The 20,652-nt window shown below is 61.7% G+C and carries 27 protein-coding genes and 2 tRNA genes; 21 read left to right on the forward strand and 8 right to left on the reverse strand.

Going from position 1 to position 20,652, the window contains the following annotated elements; translation table 11 throughout:
* Positions 1-42: 42 nt before the first annotated feature.
* The 5 genes from ACJ8FR_RS05700 (at position 43) to ACJ8FR_RS05720 (ending at position 4,224) form a co-directional block, all read left to right on the forward strand.
* A complete protein-coding gene (locus ACJ8FR_RS05700) occupies positions 43-219 on the forward strand; it encodes a helix-turn-helix domain-containing protein (RefSeq protein ID WP_407827655.1) in 177 nt (58 codons plus the stop codon).
* Positions 220-1,567: 1,348 nt separating this feature from the next.
* Positions 1,568-2,146 (forward strand): hypothetical protein, encoded by a 579-nt coding sequence (locus tag ACJ8FR_RS05705; protein ID WP_407827656.1) that lies wholly within the window; start codon positions 1,568-1,570, stop codon positions 2,144-2,146.
* 3 nt (positions 2,147-2,149) lie between these two features.
* On the forward strand, positions 2,150-2,512 hold the full coding sequence (locus ACJ8FR_RS05710; RefSeq protein WP_407827657.1) for a thermonuclease family protein: 363 nt from the start codon (positions 2,150-2,152) through the stop codon (positions 2,510-2,512).
* Positions 2,513-2,554: 42 nt separating this feature from the next.
* Positions 2,555-3,454 carry a DUF5677 domain-containing protein gene (locus tag ACJ8FR_RS05715; protein ID WP_407827658.1) on the forward strand — a complete coding sequence of 300 codons (900 nt, stop codon included), beginning with the start codon at positions 2,555-2,557 and terminating at the stop codon, positions 3,452-3,454.
* A 14-nt stretch (positions 3,455-3,468) separates the two neighbouring features.
* Entirely contained in the window at positions 3,469-4,224 is a 756-nt protein-coding gene (locus ACJ8FR_RS05720) for a hypothetical protein (RefSeq protein ID WP_407827659.1), read from the forward strand.
* 15 nt (positions 4,225-4,239) lie between these two features.
* On the opposite strand, the gene ACJ8FR_RS05725 is transcribed toward ACJ8FR_RS05720, so the two are convergent.
* Positions 4,240-4,890, reverse strand: a complete 651-nt coding sequence (locus ACJ8FR_RS05725; RefSeq protein WP_407827660.1) for a hypothetical protein — start codon at positions 4,888-4,890, stop codon at positions 4,240-4,242.
* 31 nt (positions 4,891-4,921) lie between these two features.
* Positions 4,922-5,689, reverse strand: a complete 768-nt coding sequence (locus ACJ8FR_RS05730; protein ID WP_407827661.1) for a PDZ domain-containing protein — start codon at positions 5,687-5,689, stop codon at positions 4,922-4,924.
* A gap of 171 nt (positions 5,690-5,860) precedes the next feature.
* Here ACJ8FR_RS05730 and ACJ8FR_RS05735 point away from each other — a divergent pair, with 171 nt between their 5' ends.
* From ACJ8FR_RS05735 to ACJ8FR_RS05760, 6 genes are all read left to right on the forward strand, one after another.
* On the forward strand, positions 5,861-6,340 hold the full coding sequence (locus ACJ8FR_RS05735; protein ID WP_407827662.1) for a hypothetical protein: 480 nt from the start codon (positions 5,861-5,863) through the stop codon (positions 6,338-6,340).
* A 77-nt stretch (positions 6,341-6,417) separates the two neighbouring features.
* Positions 6,418-7,026 carry a hypothetical protein gene (locus ACJ8FR_RS05740; RefSeq protein WP_407827663.1) on the forward strand — a complete coding sequence of 203 codons (609 nt, stop codon included), beginning with the start codon at positions 6,418-6,420 and terminating at the stop codon, positions 7,024-7,026.
* 152 nt (positions 7,027-7,178) lie between these two features.
* The gene (locus tag ACJ8FR_RS05745) at positions 7,179-8,516 is read left to right on the forward strand and encodes a DNA cytosine methyltransferase (RefSeq protein WP_407827664.1); all 1,338 of its coding nucleotides are present in this window, start codon (positions 7,179-7,181) and stop codon (positions 8,514-8,516) included.
* A gap of 14 nt (positions 8,517-8,530) precedes the next feature.
* A complete protein-coding gene (locus ACJ8FR_RS05750; protein WP_407827665.1) occupies positions 8,531-9,622 on the forward strand; it encodes a PmeII family type II restriction endonuclease in 1,092 nt (363 codons plus the stop codon).
* 13 nt (positions 9,623-9,635) lie between these two features.
* Positions 9,636-10,070 (forward strand): very short patch repair endonuclease, encoded by a 435-nt coding sequence (locus ACJ8FR_RS05755; RefSeq protein ID WP_407827666.1) that lies wholly within the window; start codon positions 9,636-9,638, stop codon positions 10,068-10,070.
* Positions 10,067-10,693, forward strand: a complete 627-nt coding sequence (locus tag ACJ8FR_RS05760; protein ID WP_407827667.1) for a DNA-3-methyladenine glycosylase family protein — start codon at positions 10,067-10,069, stop codon at positions 10,691-10,693. The genes ACJ8FR_RS05755 and ACJ8FR_RS05760 overlap by 4 nt, the downstream gene beginning before the upstream one ends.
* A gap of 239 nt (positions 10,694-10,932) precedes the next feature.
* Here the strand turns inward: ACJ8FR_RS05760 and ACJ8FR_RS05765 are convergent, their stop codons facing one another.
* Complete coding sequence (locus tag ACJ8FR_RS05765; RefSeq protein ID WP_407827668.1) at positions 10,933-11,172, reverse strand: helix-turn-helix domain-containing protein; 240 nt, start codon at positions 11,170-11,172, stop codon at positions 10,933-10,935.
* A gap of 83 nt (positions 11,173-11,255) precedes the next feature.
* On the opposite strand from ACJ8FR_RS05765, the gene ACJ8FR_RS05770 reads away from it, so the two are divergent.
* The 3 genes from ACJ8FR_RS05770 to ACJ8FR_RS05780 all read left to right on the forward strand — a co-directional run bounded on the left by ACJ8FR_RS05770 (position 11,256) and on the right by ACJ8FR_RS05780 (position 12,448).
* Positions 11,256-11,687, forward strand: coding sequence for a hypothetical protein (locus ACJ8FR_RS05770; protein ID WP_407827669.1), 432 nt, complete (start codon positions 11,256-11,258; stop codon positions 11,685-11,687).
* A 148-nt stretch (positions 11,688-11,835) separates the two neighbouring features.
* Positions 11,836-12,087, forward strand: a complete 252-nt coding sequence (locus ACJ8FR_RS05775; RefSeq protein WP_407827670.1) for a hypothetical protein — start codon at positions 11,836-11,838, stop codon at positions 12,085-12,087.
* 28 nt (positions 12,088-12,115) lie between these two features.
* Positions 12,116-12,448, forward strand: a complete 333-nt coding sequence (locus ACJ8FR_RS05780; RefSeq protein WP_407827671.1) for a hypothetical protein — start codon at positions 12,116-12,118, stop codon at positions 12,446-12,448.
* 98 nt (positions 12,449-12,546) lie between these two features.
* Here ACJ8FR_RS05780 and ACJ8FR_RS05785 read toward each other — a convergent pair.
* The 3 genes from ACJ8FR_RS05785 to ACJ8FR_RS05795 all read right to left on the reverse strand — a co-directional run bounded on the left by ACJ8FR_RS05785 (position 12,547) and on the right by ACJ8FR_RS05795 (position 13,521).
* Positions 12,547-12,622 (reverse strand) — tRNA-Glu (locus ACJ8FR_RS05785).
* Between the two features lie 59 nt (positions 12,623-12,681).
* On the reverse strand, positions 12,682-12,990 hold the full coding sequence (locus ACJ8FR_RS05790) for a hypothetical protein (protein ID WP_407827672.1): 309 nt from the start codon (positions 12,988-12,990) through the stop codon (positions 12,682-12,684).
* A 24-nt stretch (positions 12,991-13,014) separates the two neighbouring features.
* Positions 13,015-13,521: a DNA-deoxyinosine glycosylase gene (locus ACJ8FR_RS05795; protein ID WP_407827673.1), complete on the reverse strand. Its 507-nt coding sequence runs from the start codon at positions 13,519-13,521 to the stop codon at positions 13,015-13,017.
* Positions 13,522-13,546: 25 nt separating this feature from the next.
* Between ACJ8FR_RS05795 and ACJ8FR_RS05800 the strand changes: the two genes are divergently transcribed.
* Entirely contained in the window at positions 13,547-14,725 is a 1,179-nt protein-coding gene (locus ACJ8FR_RS05800) for a glycosyltransferase family 4 protein (protein WP_407827674.1), read from the forward strand.
* On the opposite strand, the gene ACJ8FR_RS05805 is transcribed toward ACJ8FR_RS05800, so the two are convergent.
* Positions 14,718-15,353: a PadR family transcriptional regulator gene (locus tag ACJ8FR_RS05805; protein WP_407827675.1), complete on the reverse strand. Its 636-nt coding sequence runs from the start codon at positions 15,351-15,353 to the stop codon at positions 14,718-14,720. The genes ACJ8FR_RS05800 and ACJ8FR_RS05805 overlap by 8 nt on opposite strands.
* Positions 15,354-15,447: 94 nt before the next feature.
* Here ACJ8FR_RS05805 and ACJ8FR_RS05810 point away from each other — a divergent pair, with 94 nt between their 5' ends.
* The 6 genes from ACJ8FR_RS05810 to ACJ8FR_RS05835 all read left to right on the forward strand — a co-directional run bounded on the left by ACJ8FR_RS05810 (position 15,448) and on the right by ACJ8FR_RS05835 (position 19,829).
* On the forward strand, positions 15,448-16,788 hold the full coding sequence (locus ACJ8FR_RS05810; RefSeq protein WP_407827676.1) for a replication-associated recombination protein A: 1,341 nt from the start codon (positions 15,448-15,450) through the stop codon (positions 16,786-16,788).
* A 24-nt stretch (positions 16,789-16,812) separates the two neighbouring features.
* Positions 16,813-18,108 carry a mechanosensitive ion channel gene (locus tag ACJ8FR_RS05815; protein ID WP_407827677.1) on the forward strand — a complete coding sequence of 432 codons (1,296 nt, stop codon included), beginning with the start codon at positions 16,813-16,815 and terminating at the stop codon, positions 18,106-18,108.
* Positions 18,108-18,452, forward strand: coding sequence for a hypothetical protein (locus ACJ8FR_RS05820; protein ID WP_407827678.1), 345 nt, complete (start codon positions 18,108-18,110; stop codon positions 18,450-18,452). The genes ACJ8FR_RS05815 and ACJ8FR_RS05820 overlap by 1 nt, the downstream gene beginning before the upstream one ends.
* A complete protein-coding gene (locus ACJ8FR_RS05825) occupies positions 18,449-19,300 on the forward strand; it encodes a hypothetical protein (RefSeq protein WP_407827679.1) in 852 nt (283 codons plus the stop codon). Before ACJ8FR_RS05820 ends, ACJ8FR_RS05825 begins: the two co-directional genes overlap by 4 nt.
* Positions 19,301-19,317: 17 nt before the next feature.
* Positions 19,318-19,393 (forward strand) — tRNA-Thr (locus tag ACJ8FR_RS05830).
* A 97-nt stretch (positions 19,394-19,490) separates the two neighbouring features.
* A complete protein-coding gene (locus ACJ8FR_RS05835; protein WP_407827680.1) occupies positions 19,491-19,829 on the forward strand; it encodes a hypothetical protein in 339 nt (112 codons plus the stop codon).
* Here ACJ8FR_RS05835 and xth read toward each other — a convergent pair.
* Complete coding sequence (xth, locus tag ACJ8FR_RS05840) at positions 19,826-20,617, reverse strand: exodeoxyribonuclease III (protein ID WP_407827681.1); 792 nt, start codon at positions 20,615-20,617, stop codon at positions 19,826-19,828. The two genes, ACJ8FR_RS05835 and xth, sit on opposite strands and share 4 nt — an antisense overlap.
* Between the last annotated feature and the right edge of the window lie 35 nt (positions 20,618-20,652).

Below are 20,652 nucleotides of genomic sequence, written 5' to 3' on the forward strand. Positions count from 1 at the left end.
CCGCGATCGATCAACAGGGAGGATCGTTGGGTTCGAGGGAATATGGCGAAGATTTTTTGCAGTGTGCTTGATGCTGCGAGCGCCCTGGGTGTCGGGCGTTCGATGATCTATGAACTGATGAACAGCGATCATGTGGAGTCCGTGAAGATCGGCCAGCGCCGCATGATCGTGGTTGAGAGTCTCAACAGCTACGCGCAGTCCCTTAGAAAGGCAGCGTAGCGTGCCGAACTACGGTGGCCGCACGGCGGACTACCATGAACTTGCGTCATAGTCGGAGAAAAAATCCGTGCGGGGGGCTTGGCTGATTGCCAGCCCTCCGGCACAATAGTGGTGACGCTGCTGTTCAGAGGGCGTCGCTTCAGTTTCCAGGAGCGACATATTGTCAAAGCCCCCTACGGGCCGCCCCCTCGTGCCGACGTGCTTGAACGGGATCAGGGCGGAGGCACTCTGAACCAGCCGTCATCAGCGATGATGCCAGCTGTATTCGCGAAGCGGTCCCGATCGATCTGGTGGGGGCCGCACGAGTAGGCTCTGCCACTGCGGCAACCTACAAAGCGGCGTGTCTGTCAGTGGATGGCTCTGCGTCGCTTGCGCCAACAAGCAGCGGGTAATGGGAGACCGCCTGACCGCCCCACCCCTTAACGGGTTCCGCTAATCCACCTGTGTCCATGCCATACGGCGTGGCTCCGAGGATCAATCCTCACCGGACACTCAGCTTTGCCTCCATCAGCGTCTGTGTTGCTCGAATAACACAGTCCTGGTGGTGGTAGGCAAAGCTGTATCCGCCTCCAACGCTCACCAAGGATCAAGGACAGTCTCCCATGAGGGCGAACAATCGGGCTTCTCAGCGTGCAACCGAGCAAGTCGACGCGAACAACACTGAACGGGACTTCAATCTGGTGCTCGCTACTTCGGCTCGTCGCCGGCAAGCCTCACAAGCTGGTAAACTATGGTCGATCTACAGCCAGTCGCCCGCAAGGTTTTACATGTCATTTCCTCAGTTTCAGAAGCCACCAAAGAGGAACAAAATCCTGTCGGGTTACGGACTGGAAAAGATCTTCACTCCCTTTGATCCAGTGCCGGTGAAACGACGGAAGGCGCGTCGCAGCTGACTCAGTGAACTGCTCGAGCGAACAAGGGACAATCAGTGCAAGCCCGATTGCGTGTGCCGATTGGCCATCGGTGACCTACTCATAGGTCATGGACGACCTACTCATACGTCATAGGTGACCTACTCATAGGTCATGGGTGACCTACGCTCAGCTGCCAGAGCGCTATGCCCTCCGGGGTGGGCGCTATGCCGTGAATTGAGGCGCTATGCCCATGATCGGGGGCGCTATGCCCTACCCCCGACACGTGGTGCAGGTGACCCGGCATCGCCTCTGATGGTTCCATCCAGACTAAGTCAGGGGGTGCCGGTGCAAATCGAAATGCACCCCCCCGTTTTCTAAAAAGCACCCTGGGTAAAATCTGAGAGTAGGTGCTGGCGAAAAATACCCGTGTCGCACAAACGACTTGGCAGTCCCCGCCTGTTGGGTATGCTCCTGGGCTAATGCACGGGGGCATCATGAAAAGACTGGTTGTAGCGTTGAGTCTCGCGGCGGTTGCTTGTCACTCGGCAACTGATAACAGCGGCAGCGATAACTCAACGAGCGCTTCCGCCAATGCGGCGGAGGCCGTCCCGATCGGACAGATGTTAAAGGCCGGCCAACCGGAAGCTTGCGCTCATCCAGCTGTCAAGGAGCGCTGGCTTCAAGTCATGCACGCCGAGGCCGACAGGGACACTCCAGACGACTACCCGTCTCAGGGACTTACCGCAGCAGATTTTGAACAGGCCAAGCAGATGGTCGGCGAACCCAAGTTCACAGATTTCCAAGCCTTGGCTTCAAATAAAGATATAGGCGAAGTCACTTGCGGCGTGAACGTGGACGTGGGTTCTGAGCGTGGTCCCGTCAGCATAACTTACATCCTGCGACCCTCGCTCGAAAAGGAAGATGATTTCTTAGTTGCATACCCGCACGGAGGACCGGACGCCCTGCTGCGCGTCGCCATCGCCGGGAAGGCAATCGAACTTGCCGCGTCCCGTAAACCGGCACAGGCAGCGGCAGAGCCAGACCATGCGGACGCGAATGTGAGCGGCATGTAGAGCATGGAGGCTTCGCACGCGATTTCTCACTGCCCGAGTGCGTATGTTGTTGACGGCGATACGATCCGCTGCGGCCCCGAGCGTCTGCGTCTGCTCGGCATAGATGCACCGGAAATCGAGCGCTGCCCGCGGTGGAGGGTCTGCGCGCCCGGTGACGGCCAAGCGTCCAAACGGAGCCTCATTGCGGCGCTTAGGCTTGGGCCAATCCGTTATGATCCGATCACAACTGATCGATATGGCCGCACGGTCGCGGTCGTCTGGGCTGGGCGCGTCAACTTGTCCTGCCGGCAGCTAGAAAAGGGTCAGGCGATCTATAAGCCTAACTGGGACAACGCCGGCATCATTGCTCGGGACTGCCAAACTTAAGTTAGTCCTAAGCCTCGGCCGATCAGCACTAGAAAACAAGCGATGAAGAAGAACGAACCCGAGGATGGCGCTCAGCTGAGTGATTGGGAGGCGCTGGACACAGCGGGCTTTGAGAAACTCACCAACCCTCAGCTGACCCAATTTTATCTGCGGGTCAGGCGTGAGTTCCGTGACCTGCTCAAACGGGCTAGGCGCATTTCCCTCGGCTCCGGTGGCGTTCTTTCCACGGGCAATAGGATGTTCTGGGCCTCAGTGCTTTTCACACGCATTTGTGTGATTTCGAAGAGCATCGACCACTTGTTACCGAACCCTAAGCCGCGCGAACATTGGGACTTCGGTTCGGTCGCTTCATTGACCAGGAACTTGCAGGAAGCAGGTTTGATTTATTACTGGCTCTGCGGCCCAGGGATCGATGAACAGGTTCGAGCAGGCCGGTTTATCCTACTCCAGCTGCACGACTACGGGTCGAGGCGACGGCTATACCCAAAGGAGTTTCCGGAGGGCGACAACCATTTTGTTTTTCGAGACTTGGTAAGCAAATTTGACAAGAACCCGTTCCTTGCATCCCTGGGCGAGAGGGAGCGCCGCGTTGCGTTGCGGGGCGAGAAGTCACCTTTCATCCAAGATGACGTTCTCACTGAAATGGGCGTGGACCCGCAGCAGTTCCGCACCCTCTATCGCTTCTTCTCGCAGCACACGCACACCGGGCCAATTGCGTTCTATCGGATGGCTGAACACGCCCGTGGGTCCGGCGTGGAGACCCGAATGGAGAAGCAATACATGATCATCGCAGTCGGTGCCGCTGCCGAGTCACTTGCCCGAGCGATCGATGTCCATCTTGATGTTTTTCCCGATGCGGAAACTCGCGAGCCGCACCTGACGGACCGGCAGATCGAAGCCAATGTGGAGCGCGACCAAGGTCGTCGGCACCGCACACGGTAGAGAGCAGCGGAACCGTGAGCGACGATGCCGACCCTCAAGACTACAGCAGTATGAAGGGTGTGGCCGACGAGCCGCATTGGAACGCGTTTGTGCCGACGGTCGGTGGCCAACTCGTAGCACCACTGATCAAACGCCAGGGCGTAAAGAACGCAGACTACTTGTTCCCAGCGGCTCGCGTGGTGGCCGAACTGAAGGTTCTAGAGACCGAGTTCGCTCATACACCAGAGATGCTGGCGAAGGTCGATCACGTCGCCGCGAAATATCCTGGGGAGCACCCGGACGATCCCACGACGCCACTCCGGGGTGAACTGATCAAGCTACTTCGCGCGCCACTCCAGCGGATCATCAACAAGGCAAATCGGCAAATCAAGGAGACAAAGCAGGAGTTGGGTCTGGTCGGCTGGAGAGGCATCCTCATCATCGTCAATGACAGCTTCCGTGGACTTCCGCCGGGCATGGTTATGGGACTCATCGCGAACGTGCTGGCGGGCCAAAGCTACAGCAGTACTGATGCGTTCATCTACCAGACGAACCATTGTGTTGAACTGCCGGACAACCCTTACGCCGTCTACTTATGGGCCCCGCTCTATAGCGACCGCGCCACTGACGATCTGGTCGAGTTCATCAACAATCTCGGACGGTCGTGGAGGAACTATTTCGAGGCGATAGCTGGCCCGTTCGACTACAGCGCCGAGCAAGAGAGTGCCGATCTGGCCAACGCTCTCGTTGTTACCGGACCGTTCCGTCACCGCCGGTATGACGGCGATTGAGTAAGTGGTGCGACATCACTTAACCTTCGGAAGGCGCTTTGCGCGCTCGGAAATGATTACCTGCACCGCATACTCCTTCATGTCCGCTTGAAGCTTTTCCGCTACTTCGCCAGCGTCAGCTGCGCGAAGGCCCTTGCTGCGATACTCGTAGCCAACGGCGCGAATTAGGTACGGTCTAAAGCTGTTACATGCGCTGACTGCCGCTTGAGCGACCGTGCTGGCTTCGTCTGTCAGGCGTGACCAATCGGCAGCTTTGTCCCCCACGCATTTTTTCCAGTGGAAGATCACGACGTTCATGTTGGCGTCGGCCAGCTGCGGCTGCGCCATCCACTTATCGACCTGCGTGACGTAGATGTCTTTGATCTTGGCGAACCAGCCGTCAGCCTCCGATTGAGCAGTAGATGCTGAGACGACTCCATGCGGATCGGTCGCCGCGTCAACGTACTCCTTTTTGAGATACGAGCAGGACGCGAGCGCCCCTTCGACGAGGCTCTGGGGAGTGCCCTCGATCAAATGCGCCTTGGCTTGCACCTTCACTTCCCGATCCATGCAATCGAACGTCTGCTTCTCGACGTTCTCCGTGCGGCTCATGATGGCGTCTAAATCCGCCTTCGCCGTAGCAGCATCAATCGATTGGGCCGCAAGCAACGCAACAAACACCAACATACCACCCCCTGCCCTGCACGTACTGAAGGCTTTAGCGCCGGGTCTTTTTGACCGTCTTCGTCGGCTTCGGCTTTGCTGCGGGCAAAGGGCGTTTCATCAGTACGTCCGTGCCGTCGCTGCTCGAAAGTGTCGCTCCGGCGTCTGCTGCTTCGAAAAGCTTCGCCTTCGTTGAAAAGTCGAGGGACGCGAGCGCGACACCGTTCACTTTCTGGATGACGGCCCCTTCTTTCAGACCGGCCGCGTCGGCGACGGAGCCCGGTGTCACAGCGTCAATTCGCACGCCGGTGGCGTCGTCCGTGAACTGAAACCCGAGCAGGGGAGCGAAACCGTTGGCCGGCGGTGCGGGAGCAGCTTCGGCCACAGCCTTTGTCTCAAGCGGCACGGTCGGAATTAGGCCACTTGCTATGGCCTTCTGACACTGCGCTGCGATCAGATCGTAGTTGCCGCTACCGACTTCGGTGTAAGCCACAGCGCCGTCATGCATGACTGCCACAAAGTCGTGGAACCCCACATATCCGCCCATGCGGTTCTTTCCGTTGACGCGTCCGCAGGTGAACCAACCGGGGATTTTCTTAGACAGAAACGGCTTCCACCAGCCTCCGGCCAAGCCGTTCGGCCATTCTACGACGGCAGCTGACGGATCGAAGAACGACGCGAGCAAGCTTTGTGTGGCCTTTTCGACGAACTCCTGATCGGTCGGTCGTGGGCCTGGGTCGATCGGCTCTTCTGGCTTCTTTGCCCGCACGGCACTCGCGCACACAAGAACGGTGCAGCCGATCAACCAAATCGGTCGTTTCATTTGTCCCCCTTTACGCACACGCTCATTCGGCACCCGACCGACATCATGGCTTTGGCAGCGCGGTTGTCCAGAGGGCGGGCTTTAACGGGCCCTTCAGAGTCTGGAACAGCTGCCAAGCTGGAAAATCCCGGCGTTGCAGGATTGTCGTCGTGCGCTACTTTTCGCAATCCTATGATCATCCAGACCTATGCCGGCGATGCCCTCCAGCACTTGGACCGAAGCGTCCCAACGGCAGTCTACCTTGTGCAGAGCCGGACAGAGCCGCGTTATTTCAGGATTGGCGAAACCATGAACATTGTCGGGCGCAAGCACGCACATGGTGGCAAAGCCGCCAGCGCCCACTGGAAGAGGCCGCCAAACTGGACCCAGACTTTCCGGGTCTGGGATTTCCGTTGGGTAGCACTCGTAGAGGGAGCCAGCCGGGTTGCACTGCGCATGTGTGAGAGTTGCCTCATAGGCGAGTTCGCCAAACACTATCAGTTCGTCGACCCCTCTGGCTTCGAGGCGGACCCAATCGGCTTGCCTCGCATCGTCAGATTAGCCGAGAGCGCCGTTCCAGTGTTGGCGGATATTGCTGCCCTTCAAACCGGGGAGTTCTTCGATAAGAACGCCTATTGGGCTGGGCGGTCTTCAGGTGCCCGCATGGCATGAGCCGAATAAGGGAGTTCCTCAAGTCTACGTCTCCGTATGCGAACGCCGTCGCGGCCGTCGCGCTTTTGACGTGGCTAGTGAAGGCCCTGTGGCTCGACGAACTGCCCGCCGCCTTTGCGAAGGCGCACCAACTCGGGAACGTGGTCGAGATTACCCTGTCACAGGTCGTGGCAAGCTATGTCTTCTACCTATTCTTCGTCCATTGGCAGGAGACTTCGGATAAGCGGATTGTGGCTCCATACGTCGTCAAGCATGCCACGCGAGTGTATGGTGACTGCATCGCACAATTGGCGGAGATAAATAGGGTTAGCGGCCACCAACTGGATTTTGATAATGCCAGCGAAGCCGAAGTGAAAGCCGCCTTTGCGGCTGTGTCAATGTCTTCGCCCCCAAACATGGTAATCGATCACAAACTCACCCGTGCGACTTGGTTCCAATACTTCTGGAACCAGCAGACCCGCACAAATGAGAGTATCAACCGGCTCATGCAAATGGGCAGGCTGATCAGTGCGGATTTAGCGAAACGGCTAGTCGACGTGAACGACTGTAGTTTTTTCAATTCAATGCCTTTCCTGCTCACCGTGGAGAAGTTTCGAAACCCCACCCTGGAAAGTTGGGCCGGGATATTCTTTGAATACCTTGAGGCATGCCGGCGAGTGAAGGAGTGGGTCGAGAGTCACAGGTAACGCCGGGGGCATGGTGAAGCGCGTTGTGTGCTGTGGAACATATTGTGAACATCTGCTAGTGAAGGCCAAAGCCTGACTATGCGTGCAACAACCCACAGGAATTATGGCCAGTCTGGTAGCGAGACGCGATCGTGGCAGCTAGGCTTCAACGCATGAAGCCGTTCCGTGTGGTCTCGCTGTTTTCCGGAGCAATGGGCCTAGACCTGGGCCTAGAAGAGACTGGGAAGTTCGAATTGATTGCGGCAGTCGAGAAGGAGAAATCCTTCTGCGACACGATACGAAAGAACCAGGCGGCTGGCAGGTTGCCAAAGCAGCTGCGTGTTTATGAGGCGGATGTATCGCTGCTCGACCCGGAAACGATCTTGCGCGATTGCGGCCTGAAACGTGGCGACATCGACCTGCTGGTCGGAGGGCCGCCCTGTCAGTCGTTCAGCACCGCCGGACGACGGGGGTCGGTCCAAGACCCGCGTGGGACACTGCTTTGGGATTTCCTCCGCTTCGTCGAGGGACTGAACCCTCGCTTCTTCCTTATGGAGAATGTCCGAGGCGTGCTGTCGGCCGCACTCCGGCATCGGCAGCTGGCACAGCGACCCGACCGAGGAGGGTCGGTTCTAGACGAGGACGAATTGGCGGGGTCAGTAGTCCGGCTCTTTGCGGATGACCTTCAGCGGATAGAGGGCGGTCCCTACCATATGGACTGCTTCGAAGTGAACGCCGTCAACTACGGCGCTCCTCAGCTGCGCGAGCGGGCGCTGTTCATTGGGAACCGCTACAACGCGGTCATCGACTTTCCAAACCCGACGCATGGACCTGTCGCAGGAAGCCAGGTGGTGGACCTGTTCGGAGGGCCGGGATTGGAGCCTTGGCGGACACTCGGTGACGCCATTGGCCATCTGAATGATCCGGGCGACGTAATCATGGATTTTAGTCCGCGAAAGAAGGAGTTCCTTAGCCTGGTTCCACCCGGCTCAAACTGGCGCAGCTTGCCCGAGGACGCGCAGCGGGAGTCGATGGGCAAAGCGTGGTTCGCAAAGGGTGGGCGTTCGGGCTGGTGGCGGCGGCTGAACTTCGATCTTCCATGCCCGACCCTCGTTACGATGCCCAACCATGCAAGCACGTCGCTTTGCCATCCAACAGAGACGCGGGCGCTGACCCTGAAGGAATACGCGGCAATCCAAGAGTTCCCAGCTGACTGGGAAATCTGCGGCACCGCATCACAGCAGTATGCGCAAGTGGGGAATGCGGTCCCGGTCCGCCTAGGCGCGGTGGCCGGCACCGTCATTGCGCGGAAGCTTCAAGAGTTGCAGTCGCGGGAGTGGAAGCCGTTCGGCAAGGCCCCGGAAAGCTACCGCGTGATCTACGTGCAATCGCATGTGCGCACGCGCCAATGGTTCAAAAAGGGCCAGACCTTCGTATGGGATGACGGCGGCGAGAACGGCCATGCAGTCTACGAGCGGCCGCAAACGCTCCGCCGTGTAAGCACTCTCTAAGGCACGCCCCACCCATGGCACTTGCAGCAGGACGCAACCGCTTTTCACGCATGTTGAAAGAGCGTCGGCATCGTTTCGATGCGGACGAAATCCTCCACTTATTCCAGCAGGTCGACGAAGAGCGCGTCGAGGAATTGGCGGGCAGGCTGGTCGGTTACATTTCAGTAAACTTGCCCGCGGCGTTCGAAAAGCGGGACGGTTTGTCCGACTATCGAACGAACCCCTACGTGTTGATGACCGCTGCCAGCGTCATGAACCTGGGGGAGCCAGCACAGTTCGGGAAGTTCCTGTTCGACAGCAAACTTTACATGGCGCTCGAGACTTCCTTCGGCAAGCAGATCGAGGCGGCCTTCGTGGGTCGCTACCCATTGCAAGCTGAGCATCGATGGACTGATGCCCCGGAGAAAGTCGCTGAGTTCGGGGCTTTGGAAGGACTCGACCGCGAAACCCGTGCGCAGAGGCGCATCCAGTCAGTGTGGCGCGAAATCGACAGATCATGCGTGGTCGGCAACCGGCGGTTCCTCACATCAATCAAGAGCGGCCCGAATACGATCAACGACACGCAGGTCGCGGGAATGACCGCAGCTATCCGGGACAACTATCGGGCATGGTTCCAGCAGACGCATCAGACATACCCTAGCGTGAATGAGTTGGATGTCGTGCTGGGCCTGACCTATGGCACCGACAAGACGACCAACAACAAAGAAAACCAGATCCTCATCAAGTTGATGGATTGCGGTTTCGTCGAAGAAGACCCGGTGAAGAAGCCGGGCATCCTCATTGACGAGGAAACACGATCGATCAGGGTCTATCGGTGCATAGGCCGCGAGTTTTGGTCCTTCATTGGGCAGCCGGACAATCCCGGAGCGGCGCAGTTTGTGTTTTTGGAAGTGCTGTTGGCCCTCGCGAAGGCCCTCGGCTCTGGCATAGCTGAAGCTGGCATAGAGGGCAGGATCAACCTGAAGCTTCAGGCGCTTGCGTTATCGCTGGCGCAGCTGCAGTTCCCCCGCAACAGCCTACCGGAGTGGGTGCGCGAGGACTTCAACGAGAACCAGCTGTTTTGGTTCGCTACGGCCATGACGGCCTTCTTCGACGAAGGGATTTGACGGCAGGAACCCTGTGACCGACCCCCTGACGCCGGAGAAGCGCAGCCGGCACATGGCAGCGATCAAAGGGCGCAACACGCAGCCCGAGCGGATTGTCCGATCCACGCTCCACGCAGCCGGTTACCGTTTCCGCATCCACTACAACGCGCTACCCGGTCGCCCCGACGTTGCCTTTCCCGGCCGCCGCAAGGCGATCCAGGTCCATGGCTGCTTCTGGCACGCGCACGGCTGCGGGGGATCGCATACCCCGGCTACCCGCACCGAGTATTGGGCGGCAAAGTTTGCCCGGAACAAGGCGCGCGACGCGCGGCAGTTGGCAGAAGCAAAGGAGCGCGGGTGGGACGTGATGGTCGTTTGGGAATGCGAATTGAAGGACAAGGCGCTACCCGACCGCTTAAGGGCGTTCGTCGGGCCGACGCGGCTCGGACAAAAGGGCAGACCTAAATGAAGCACGATAGTGCAGAGGCGTATGGCTTCCTCCGCCGCGAGTTCCCTCGCGTCGCAGCACTTTTCGACGCGACCGGCGAAGTCCCGCTTCCCGAGCCAAACCATGAGCCGGTCAAGCACGCGCTGGTGCGCATCGTCATTGGGCAGATGCTTTCCACGTCCGCCGCTTCATCAATAAAGCGGCGCGTCGGCGAGAGGGTGGACGCCCTCGGAGCCGAGTCCGCCTATGATTTGAGCGACGATGATCTGCGAGAATGCGGGATCAGCCCGCAGAAGACCCGGACCCTCCGGGGCATCCAGTCTTACATGGACCAAGACCCGTCGTTCGAACGGCGGTGGCGATCGCTACCGTTCGCCGAGTTGAGGCGCGAAGTATCCTCCTTATGGGGCCTTTCGGATTGGTCAGCGTCCGTATTGGCGATCTTCCATTTCGGCCATCCAGACGTTTTCCCTTTGACGGACGGAAGCCTTGTGCGAGCGATAGACCGCGTCCAGTCGCTGCTGCTCGCTGGTGAGCCATTGGAGCACGATCGGGCAGCGCCCTACCGAAGCTACCTTGCAGTCACGCTTTGGCACGCGCTCGACAATGGCCATCTGAACGCTTCAGTGTTCGAGAGCGCCTGAACGCATTCGGAGTCACGGTGAAGGAGAGCCCTGATCATCCCTGATCGGGAACATGATCGATCAGGTAGGCCATGGCTTTACATGATCACTCATGGCTTTGCTCGCCCACCAAACAATTCGCCGGAATTGCCCGAAAACCGCCAACGGCAATGATCTGACGGACTCACTTTGCTCGTCGTGAAAGACCTAATTTCTCCTGATCTTGGGGGTTCGCGCGCTTTGTGGTGAAAAAGGAAAACTCAGCTTAGTGGACGCACATCCTGGAGCAGCGTGGTGGCGGTCAACCCAAGCGCGTGGGCCACATCCAGAAATTCGACTACGTCCAGTCGTCGCTCGCCAGTTTCGAAGCGGCTCACATTCTGCTGATGCATGCCGACCATGTCCGCGACAGCCTGCTGGGTAAGTCCCAGTTCCTTTCGTCTGGCTACCAGCCGCTCCATCAGCCGCCGATAGCGTTCGTCATGAAGTCCCTTGGCCATGCCATCGCCCCAGTGAGGGGCTGGCATCGAGGACGGACCTTGATACAACGAATTGTTGTAAAGCGTGTGTGAGGAAGCGTGCCGTGCGTATCGATGCGGACATTCGAGTGAACAGGGATGATCCTTGGTTCCAGCAGCTGCGCGAGGAACGGCGTCTCGTCCCGTTCAACCGGCTCCTGAGCGCGATCAATTCGAGCCTCAGCGGGCAACGATACGAAGCGATCAGGGCCGAGGGGGCGATGACCAAATCGGCAGCGCTCGGCGTCATCAGCGCCGTGATCGCAGTAGCGCTTTACCTTCTACGACAGACTGGGTTGGCGGCGATCCTCGGCCTTGCCACCGTTGCGTGCGCAGTCAATTTCGCCAAGGCGCTAGGGAAGCGTGAAGCATATTCAGCCGAGACGGCACTCATCGAAAACTACCTGGTCGAGGCTGGCTTCAAGCTGGCATGGCGTAAGGACAGCAACAGTTCCCAGCGTCTAACGGTCGTCACGCTGGAATGGCCAGACAACTGATCGCATGGAGTCGAGAGCCGCAGTCGTGCTGGTCTACACGCCACCTTGCAGTCAGAGGGCCATCGGATCGGTCGTAGTCCGGCAGCGACCCGCAATGCCCGTGAGGCCGCATCAGTATCGGATGATGCTGGCCGGTCGCATACAGGCAATGATCGATGACCTTGAGCCGGAGGACGCGAAGGCGCTCCTGCGCGATCTGGCGATGCAGGAAGGTCTGGTCCTCACGGGCGACCTATCGACGGCAGGACAGACGCTGGCGGAATACAGCACGACTCTCCGCGAAATGGCCGGCTATCCTGTCGAGCCCATTTTGCCGGAGCAGTTCGAGGAGGACAGCGAGACAGCCGAGGCGATCGCTGGCGAAGTCCTGGAAGAATGGGCAATGATGCTCCTGCGGTGATTTCGGCGGGGCGGCGAGAGGGTGTGTGATGGAAAGCGTGACGATCGGGAAACGGCGCTGGTTTGGGCTAGGTGGCCGCCGAGTAACCGTCGAAGAATGGCCTGACCCAGCGCCGCCGCCCGGTGTCACGATCACCCATGGGCGAGCCGGCTTGCATCCATCGGAACAGGTAGGCACCGTCGATGTCCAGCTAACAGCAGCTGAGTTGAACACGATCGTGCTGGCGCTGAAGTTCGGCAGGATACGCTACGGCATGCTGTTGCAGCTGTCCGAACAGCGAGGCGGAGCCGTTCTTTCGTGGGATGCGCTCGGCGACCTGAAAGACTCGCTCGATGACGCTCTCGGTCAGAAGGCGGCCTAGCCCGTCAAAAGCTGCCGCCGTCCGCTGCTGTCCGGAGCCACTTATTCGACAGATATTTGATATTTTGCGCCACACAGCCGCTAAGTTATTGAAATTGCTGGTGACCCCTACGGGACTCGAACCCGTGTTTTCGCCGTGAGAGGGCGACGTCCTGGACCGCTAGACGAAGGGGCCGATGCGGCGTGAAGGCGGGCCATATGTGGACTTGGCGCGGCCTAGTCAATCACGCGCGCTCAGTCGTCGGCTTCGCGCTCGCTGAGATAGCGCATCAGCTCGGCAAGGGTCGATTCCATCTGGTCCTGCATCTGGCTGACCAGCTCGTTCTCGCGCATTCCGCCATGGTCGAGCGGCTTGGAATAACTGTCGGAGAAGCTCTGCAGGTCGGCGCGGTCGAACACGCCCTTGGCGACGAGCTTGGCGAGGATCACCAGCAGGCCGTTGGTATTGGCGATGGTGCCCGCGACCAGCGCCTCGTCGACCATCGACAGCCTCTTGTCGGTGTCGGTTACGTCTTCGTCGGCGGGAATCATCGTGCTGATCATGGCGGCAAGTACGCGCCGCGCAAGTCAAAGCTCCTCGGGTTCGAGAAATTCCCTCAGCGCCGACCATCGGGCAGCTTTTTCAGCGAAAGGCCGGGTATTGGCCGCGCTCGACGAGGGCAGGTCGATGAGGGCGATGCGCGGGGGCGGCTCGCCAATCAGCTTGCGGCCGACGGTCGACGCCGTCGAACCGTTGAACGCGACCGCGCACAGCTCGGGGAAATCGTGGAGCAGATGGTCGATCCGGTTATGCTCGGCGGCGCGGATCGCCTGGTCGAGGCTGCCCTGGCGGCTGGCCGAGGCAATCACGTCCCACAGCCCGACGCGCCGCTCCCCCAGCCGGGCGAGGCGCTGGTCATAATCGAGGGCATGAAGCTCCTCCCCGATCGCGAACCCGAGCAGCCGCCAGAACTGGTTGGTCGGATGCGCATAATAGCGCCGCGCGGCGAGCGATGCGTCGCCTGGCAGGCTGCCGAGCACGAACAGCCGCGCGTCACGCCGGGCGATCGGCGGCAAACCGGCTTTGACGCTCACCAATTAACCCCTACAGCCCTGCCGGGTGCAATCGACCGACCTTCGCGTTGCCCTGTTCTCGGGCAATTACAACTACGTCCGGGACGGCGCCAACCAGGCGCTGAACCGGCTTGTCGGCTATTTGCTGCGCCAGGGCGTGCATGTTCGGGTCTACTCGCCGACGGTCGAGAACCCCGCCTTTCCGCCCACGGGCGATCTCGTCGACGTTCCGGCGATTCCCGTCCCGGGCCGGACCGAATACCGGTTGCCGATCCGGCTGCCGCCGCGTGTCCGCCGTGATCTTGCCGATTTCAATCCCAACATCGTCCATATCTCCAGCCCGGACATCGTCGGGCACCGTGCGGTGACTTGGGCGCGGCGCAACCGGGTTGCGGCGGTCGCCTCGGTCCACACCCGCTTCGACACCTATCTCGCTTATTATCGTCTCCAGGCACTCGAGCCATTGGCGCGCGACATCATGCGCCGGCTCTACCATCGCTGCCAGATCGTGCTGGCGCCGGCCGAATCGACCGCGGCGATCCTGCGGGCCCAACGGATGAATCGCGACATCACGATCTGGGCCCGAGGCATCGACCGCGACCAGTTCAATCCCGAGCGCCGGGACATGGCGTGGCGGCGCGCGCTCGGAATAGCGGACGACGAGATGGTCATCGCCTTCCTCGGACGGATCGTGATGGAGAAGGGCCTCGACGTCTTCGCCGACGCGATCCACGCGTTCGCGACGTTCGGGCTCAAGCACCGCGTGCTGGTGATCGGCGAAGGTCCGGCGCGGCCGTGGTTCGAGCAGCAGGTGCCCGAAGCCATCTTCACCGGCCAGCTTACCGGTGATGAGCTTGCCCGCGCGCTGGCGAGCGCCGACTTGTTTCTCAATCCGTCGGTCACCGAGGCGTTCGGCAATGTGACGTTGGAGGCGATGGCTTGCCGCCTGCCTGTAATCGCCGCCGAATCAACCGGTGCGACCAACCTCGTGCGGCACGGAGTAACGGGCATGCTGGTCGACGGCACCGACGCCGACGAGTTCGCCGAGGCGCTGGCCCTTTACGCCCGTGACCCAAAGCTTCGCCGGCGTCACGGCGAGGCAGGCTTGGCGGTCGCCGAGACGATGGACTGGGATACGATCAACTCGGCCGTGATCCGCGCCTACAAGCACGCGATCGTCAAGCGCGGCCGCCTGTCGCGGATGATCGATCACTCGGCTACTTGACGCGTTCGATCCGCTGCGCGGCGTCGTCGAGAATGGCGGTAATCTCGTGCACGAGGCTCTCGTCCCACCCCTCATTGGCGACGCGATTGCGCAGCGCGGTCATGAGGTTGCCGATCGCGCGGCCGAGAGGCGGGCTTTCGCTGCCCCTCTTGCGACCCTCGCCCATGCCGTCGAGCCGCTCGAGCACACCAGTCATCTGCTGGCCCTGCTCCTCCAGCCAGGCGCGGCCATCGGCGGTGGCCTTATAGGTCTTGCGCGAACCCTCTTCGGGGACCTCTTCAATATGACCGAGATCCAGAAGCATGGTCAGTGTCGGATAGACGACCCCCGGGCTCGGCGCATAGGCGCCGTCGCTGAGCGTCTCGATGGCCTTGATCACGTCGTAGCCGTGACGCGGCTTTTCGGCGATCAGGAACAGGATGAGCAGGCGCAAATCGTCTGCGCTGAGCTGTGAGCGGCGGCGGCCACGCGGACGCTCGCCCCAGCCGCCGGGACCGTCGCCGAAGTCGAAGTGGAACGGGCCCCAATTCCCCTGCCAGCCGCGACCGCCGCGCATCGCGAGCAATCCCTCGGGGATATCGATTTCGATTCGGCCGCGCGGGCCGCAACCATGATGTCTGTGTCGCATTACATTCCTTTCGATGTGTCTCAGATATATCTTAGATGCATCGCCGGCAAGCGCGGAGGTGCAATTTTTTCTGCCCGCCTTACAATGGCGGGCGATGTCCGATCTCTTTACAAACGAGGAGCTTCAGACGGCGACGGCCGAGCCGCCGGCGGTCAATGCGCCGCTCGCCGACCGGCTGCGCCCGCGTGCGCTCGACGAGGTCGTCGGGCAGAAGCATCTGACCGGCCCCGACGGCGCGATCGGGCGGATGGTTGCCGCCGGCCGCCTGGCCTCGATGATCCTGTGGGGACCGCCGGGCACCGGGAAAACGAGCATAGCCCGCCTGCTCGCCGACGCGGTCGGCCTACGCTTCGTCGCGATCTCGGCCGTGTTCTCCGGCGTCGCCGACCTTAAGAAGATTTTCGCCGAAGCGCGCACCGCCGCGCGCGCCGGCCAGCAGACGTTGTTGTTCGTGGACGAGGTGCACCGGTTCAACCGCTCGCAGCAGGACGGCTTCCTGCCCTACGTCGAGGACGGGACGGTGACCCTCGTAGGGGCGACCACCGAGAACCCCAGCTTCGAGATCAATGCCGCCTTGCTCTCGCGCTGCCAGGTGTTGATCCTGCGCCGCCTCGATCATGATGCGCTCGAGGAGCTGGTGCGCCGCGCCGAAGCGCTGGAGAACCGGCCCCTGCCGGTTACGTCCGAAGCCCGCGAAGCGCTCATCGCCAGCGCCGACGGCGACGGCCGCTTTCTCCTCAACCAGGCCGAAACTCTATTCTCGATCGAGCTCGAGCAACCGCTCGGCCCGGCCGAGCTCAGCGAGCTGCTGCACCGCCGCGTGCCGGTCTACGACAAGGACCGGGAGGGGCATTACAACCTCATCTCCGCGCTCCATAAGACGATCCGCGGTTCGGACCCTCAGGCGGCGCTTTATTATCTCGCGCGGATGCTCGTCGCCGGAGAGGAGCCGCTGTACCTGCTCCGCCGCCTCACGCGCGCCGCGGTCGAGGATATCGGCATGGCCGATCCCAATGCCCTGCTTCAGTGCCTCGCTGCGAAGGAGATGTACGACTTCCTCGGCTCGCCCGAAGGCGAGCTGGGGATCGTCCAGGCCTGCCTCTATCTTGCGACCGCGCCTAAATCGAACGCGGCCTATAGCGCGCAGAAGAGCGCCTGGCGCTCGGCGCAGGAGACCGGGTCGCTGATGCCGCCGATGCACATCCTCAACGCTCCGACCAAGCTGATGAAGAACGTCGGCTACGGCAAAGGCTATGCCTACGACCATGACGCCGACGAGGGATTTTCCGGCCAGGATTATTGGCCGGAAGAGATGGACGCGCAGAGTTTCTACGAGCCCACCGACCGCGGATTTGAAGCGCGCGTTCGGGAACGGATGGACTATTGGGCACAACGGCGAAAAGACCTGCAACAAAGCGATAGCGGCGCGGGTTAAGCTGCGCATCTGGAGGGAGCGATCATGTACGACACGAGCGCCTATTGGCAGGCCCAGCTGATGAACTGGGGACCCAAGGTCCTGATCGCGATCCTGATCCTCGTTGCGACCTGGGTCGTCGCCCGCGCGGTGAAGTGGATACTCCAGAAGGCGATCGATCGCCTGCCCCCGCTCCGCAAGCACATGACCGGTGCACCGGACGAGACCGTCGGGCACCAGCTCGGGACGATCGCCAAGCTGATCATCTGGCTGGTCGGAATCATGGCCGCGCTGCAATTTCTCGGCTTCGCGCAGATCCTCGCGCCGATCAACGAGCTGGTCACCGAGATCTTCGCTTTTCTGCCGCGCCTGATTGGCGCAGGGCTGATCTTCTTCGTCGGGCTGATCCTGGCGCGGATCGCCAAACGGCTGGTTGAGACCGTGCTGGTTGCGGCCAACGTCGATGGGCTGCTCGCGCGAGTCGGCATCGGCTCAACCGAAGGAACGACGCGGACCGATCCGGCCGCGGTGCCGCCCGGCGCAGCGCCAGGCGCAACCCGCGCCAGCCTCGCCCGCGCCGCGGGCGTGCTGGTCTATGCGCTGATCATCATCCCGGTCGCGATCGCGGCGCTGCAGGTGCTCGGGATCGAAGCGATCTCCGGCCCCGCAATCGCCATGCTCAACCAGATTCTCGCCGCGATTCCACGCGTGCTTGCCGCCGCGCTGTGGATCGGCATCGCATTCGTCGCCGCGCGATTCCTCCGCACCATCATCGAGGCGATCCTGCCGCCGACCGGCTTCGACGACGCGATCCGCTCCACCGGCGTGCTTCCGGCAACCGCCTTTCCGTCTCGCATCGTCGCCAACGTCGCGATGATCGCGATCATCCTCGCGGCGTCGATCGAGGCGGCACGGCAACTTGGCGGCGACCAGATCGCGATCTTCCTCGCCCAGGTGACCGCGCTCGGCGGCAAGGTGATCTTCGGCACGTTGATCATCGTCGTCGGAATCCTGCTCTCCCGGATCATTGCCAATCTGGTCGGCAGCGGGACCGGCGAAGGCGGGTTTGCTCAGACCGTCATCCGCTACGCGATCATCGCGCTATTCACCGCCATCGGCCTGACCTTCATGGGCCTCGCCGATCAGATCGTGATGATGGCGTTCGGGCTCATCCTCGGCGCGGGGGCGGTCGCCACGGCGCTCGCCTTCGGGCTCGGCGGGCGAGACGCGGCGGCGCGGATCCTCGAGCGCTGGTCCGACGCCGGGCCGCCGTCGCGCCCTGCCCCGCCGCGGCGCATCCGCCAGACGCCCGCCGGGGACGAGCAACCGCCGCTGGTCTGATGAATTGGGATGAAGCGGTCGCGTTCGCGCTGACGCTGCCCGACACCGAGCGCGGAACCAGCTACGGCAAGCCGGCGGTGAAGGTCGCATCGAACGCGCGTGCCTTCATCTTCCCCGGCCATGAGGCAGATACCTCGTTCGCGGTCGCGATCGACCATGACACGATCGAGATCCTCAAGGAAACCGATCCGAACACGTTCTGGCAGTCGCCCCATTACGTCGGCTGGGAAGGCGTGCTGATCCGCTACGACAGCCGCGACGAGGAACGCGTCCGCGACGTGATCGCCCGCTCTCGCGACTGGGTGGCCGCGAAGCCCAGGGCCAAGCCCCGCAAACGCAAGTGAGGCAATTCTCGGCCTACGTCGCGATCGACTGGTCGGGGGCGAAGGGCCGGAAGCACAAAGGAATCGCCGTCGCCGAAGCGCGCGGGGACGCTGCGCCGCGGCTAATCCGCCCCGGCCACATCTGGTCGCGCGAGGAGGTCCTCCGCTGGCTGCTCAAGCAATCAGCGGAGGAGCCGACGTTGTTCGGCTTCGACTTCAGTTTCGCCCCGCCGCTGATCGAACGCGGCGAGTATCTTCCCGGTGAGCAAGGCGTCCCGACGACGGCGCGCGAATTCTGGGCTTATGTCGAGTCACGCGCGTTCGACGAGGACCTTGGCGCCGCGAGCTTCCTTGAAATCGCGCACCGGCCCCATTTCTATTTCGGGATCGCCGACGGCGTGAAGGCCGAGTACGTCCGCTTCCGCCAGTGCGACGCGCGGCTCAATGCGCAGGGCGGTCGTAAGACGGCGAGCGCCTATGACGCGATCGGCGCCGCGCAGGTCGCCAAGGCGAGCTTCTCGGGCATGCGCTTCCTGCACCGGCTCGACGGCAAGGTTGCAATCTGGCCGATGGACCCGCTTCCCGAGCACGGGAGTGCGGTGGTCGAAATTTACACGCGCATCTACCTGCGTCGCGCGGGCCTTTCAGGGAAAAAGCTCAGGAGCCGAGCCGATCTCAACCGGGCCCTCGTCGGCCTCGGCAGTCGCCCGGCGCGCCTGCGCTTCGAGCCCAATGACCATCAAACTGACGCGCTCGTCACGGCGGCGGGGATGCGGCAGCTCGCAACCACCGAGCCGCGCGCCTTTGACCCCGACGGCCTCACGCCGCACATCGCGCAAGCGGAAGGGTGGACCTTCGGCGTGCTATAAAGCAGAGGCGTGGCCGGGCCGGATTAGCTCAGTTGGTAGAGCAGCGGTTTTGTAAACCGAAGGTCGCGGGTTCGAATCCTGCATCCGGCACCAACCGTTACAAACTCTTCATCGCTTGGCCGGGTCACGGTTGGAGCGAAGCGCCTATTCGTCCCGTCCCGCGGCGGAGCGTGCACAGGAGTCTTCGATCGTGAAAATCATGCTTTGCGCAACCGCGCTTTTCGCCTGCATGGCCACACCTCCGGCCGCAGCCGCCCAACCGGCGGCGCCGCGCCTGCTCCCGGTGGATCGCTTTATCGGCACCGACGCGCTGCTCTACGTCCAGTCCGCCGGGAATTGGTACGAAGCGCGCATGGCGGGCTCATGCAATGCCTTGCCGGACGTCCGGCGGCTGCGGATCGAGATGGGCTCAAGCGGCCAGCTTGACCAAACGTCGACGGTTATCGCGCGCGGCGAGCGCTGCCCCGTCGCAGCGGTCAAGTCGGTAGCCGGCCCGCCGCCCGAGTTGCTCCTCAACGGCAACGGCTAGGCTTCGATCTCCACCCATATCGGCGCGTGGTCGCTGGTCTTCTCCCACGCGCGCGGTGTGCGATCGACGCCGGCCGCCTTTAGCGTCTTCGCGAGGCTCGGGCTCAGCAGCGCATGGTCGATGCGGATGCCTGCATCGCGGTCGAACGAATTCCGCCAGTAATGCCAGAAGGTGTAGACGCGCTCGTCCGGGTGAAGGCGGCGGATCGCGTCCGTCCAGCCCAGCGCCACCACCTCGCGGTATTTCTCGCGTGCTTCGGGCGCGAACAAAGCATCCTTGGCCCAGCGCTCGGGTTTGTACACGTCTTGTGGCGTCGGGATGACGTTGAAGTCGCCGATCAGCAGCGCGGGCACCTTGGTGCCGAGAAGGTCCCGTGCATGCGCGAGGAGTGCGTCGAGCCAGGCGAGCTTGTAGTCGAACTTGGGCCCCGGCTTGGGATTGCCGTTCGGCGCGTACATGTTGCCGATGAGGATCCCGCATACGGCGGCCTCGATGTAGCGGCTCTGCTCGAGGTTCGGGTCGCCGGGTAGCGCACGGCGCGTCTCGACCGGCTCGCCGACCCGCGACAGGATCGCGACCCCGTTCCAGCTCCGCTGGCCATGCCAGATCGCGCTGTAGCCGCGAGCGGCGAGCGCCTCATGCGGGAAGGCCTCGTTTGTGCATTTGAGTTCCTGCAGGCCCACGATGTCGGGCTTGAACTCCTCGAGCCAGCGCGTGAGCACATGCAGCCGGCTGTTGATACCGTTGATATTGTAGCTCGCGATTCGAAGGCGCCGCTTGCTGGCCATGACCTCGAACAACATTTTGCAGCGCGATTCCGTTC

The sequence above is a fragment of the Sphingomonas sp. genome, from assembly GCF_045810705.1.
Taxonomy (GTDB): Bacteria; Pseudomonadota; Alphaproteobacteria; order Sphingomonadales; family Sphingomonadaceae; genus Sphingomicrobium.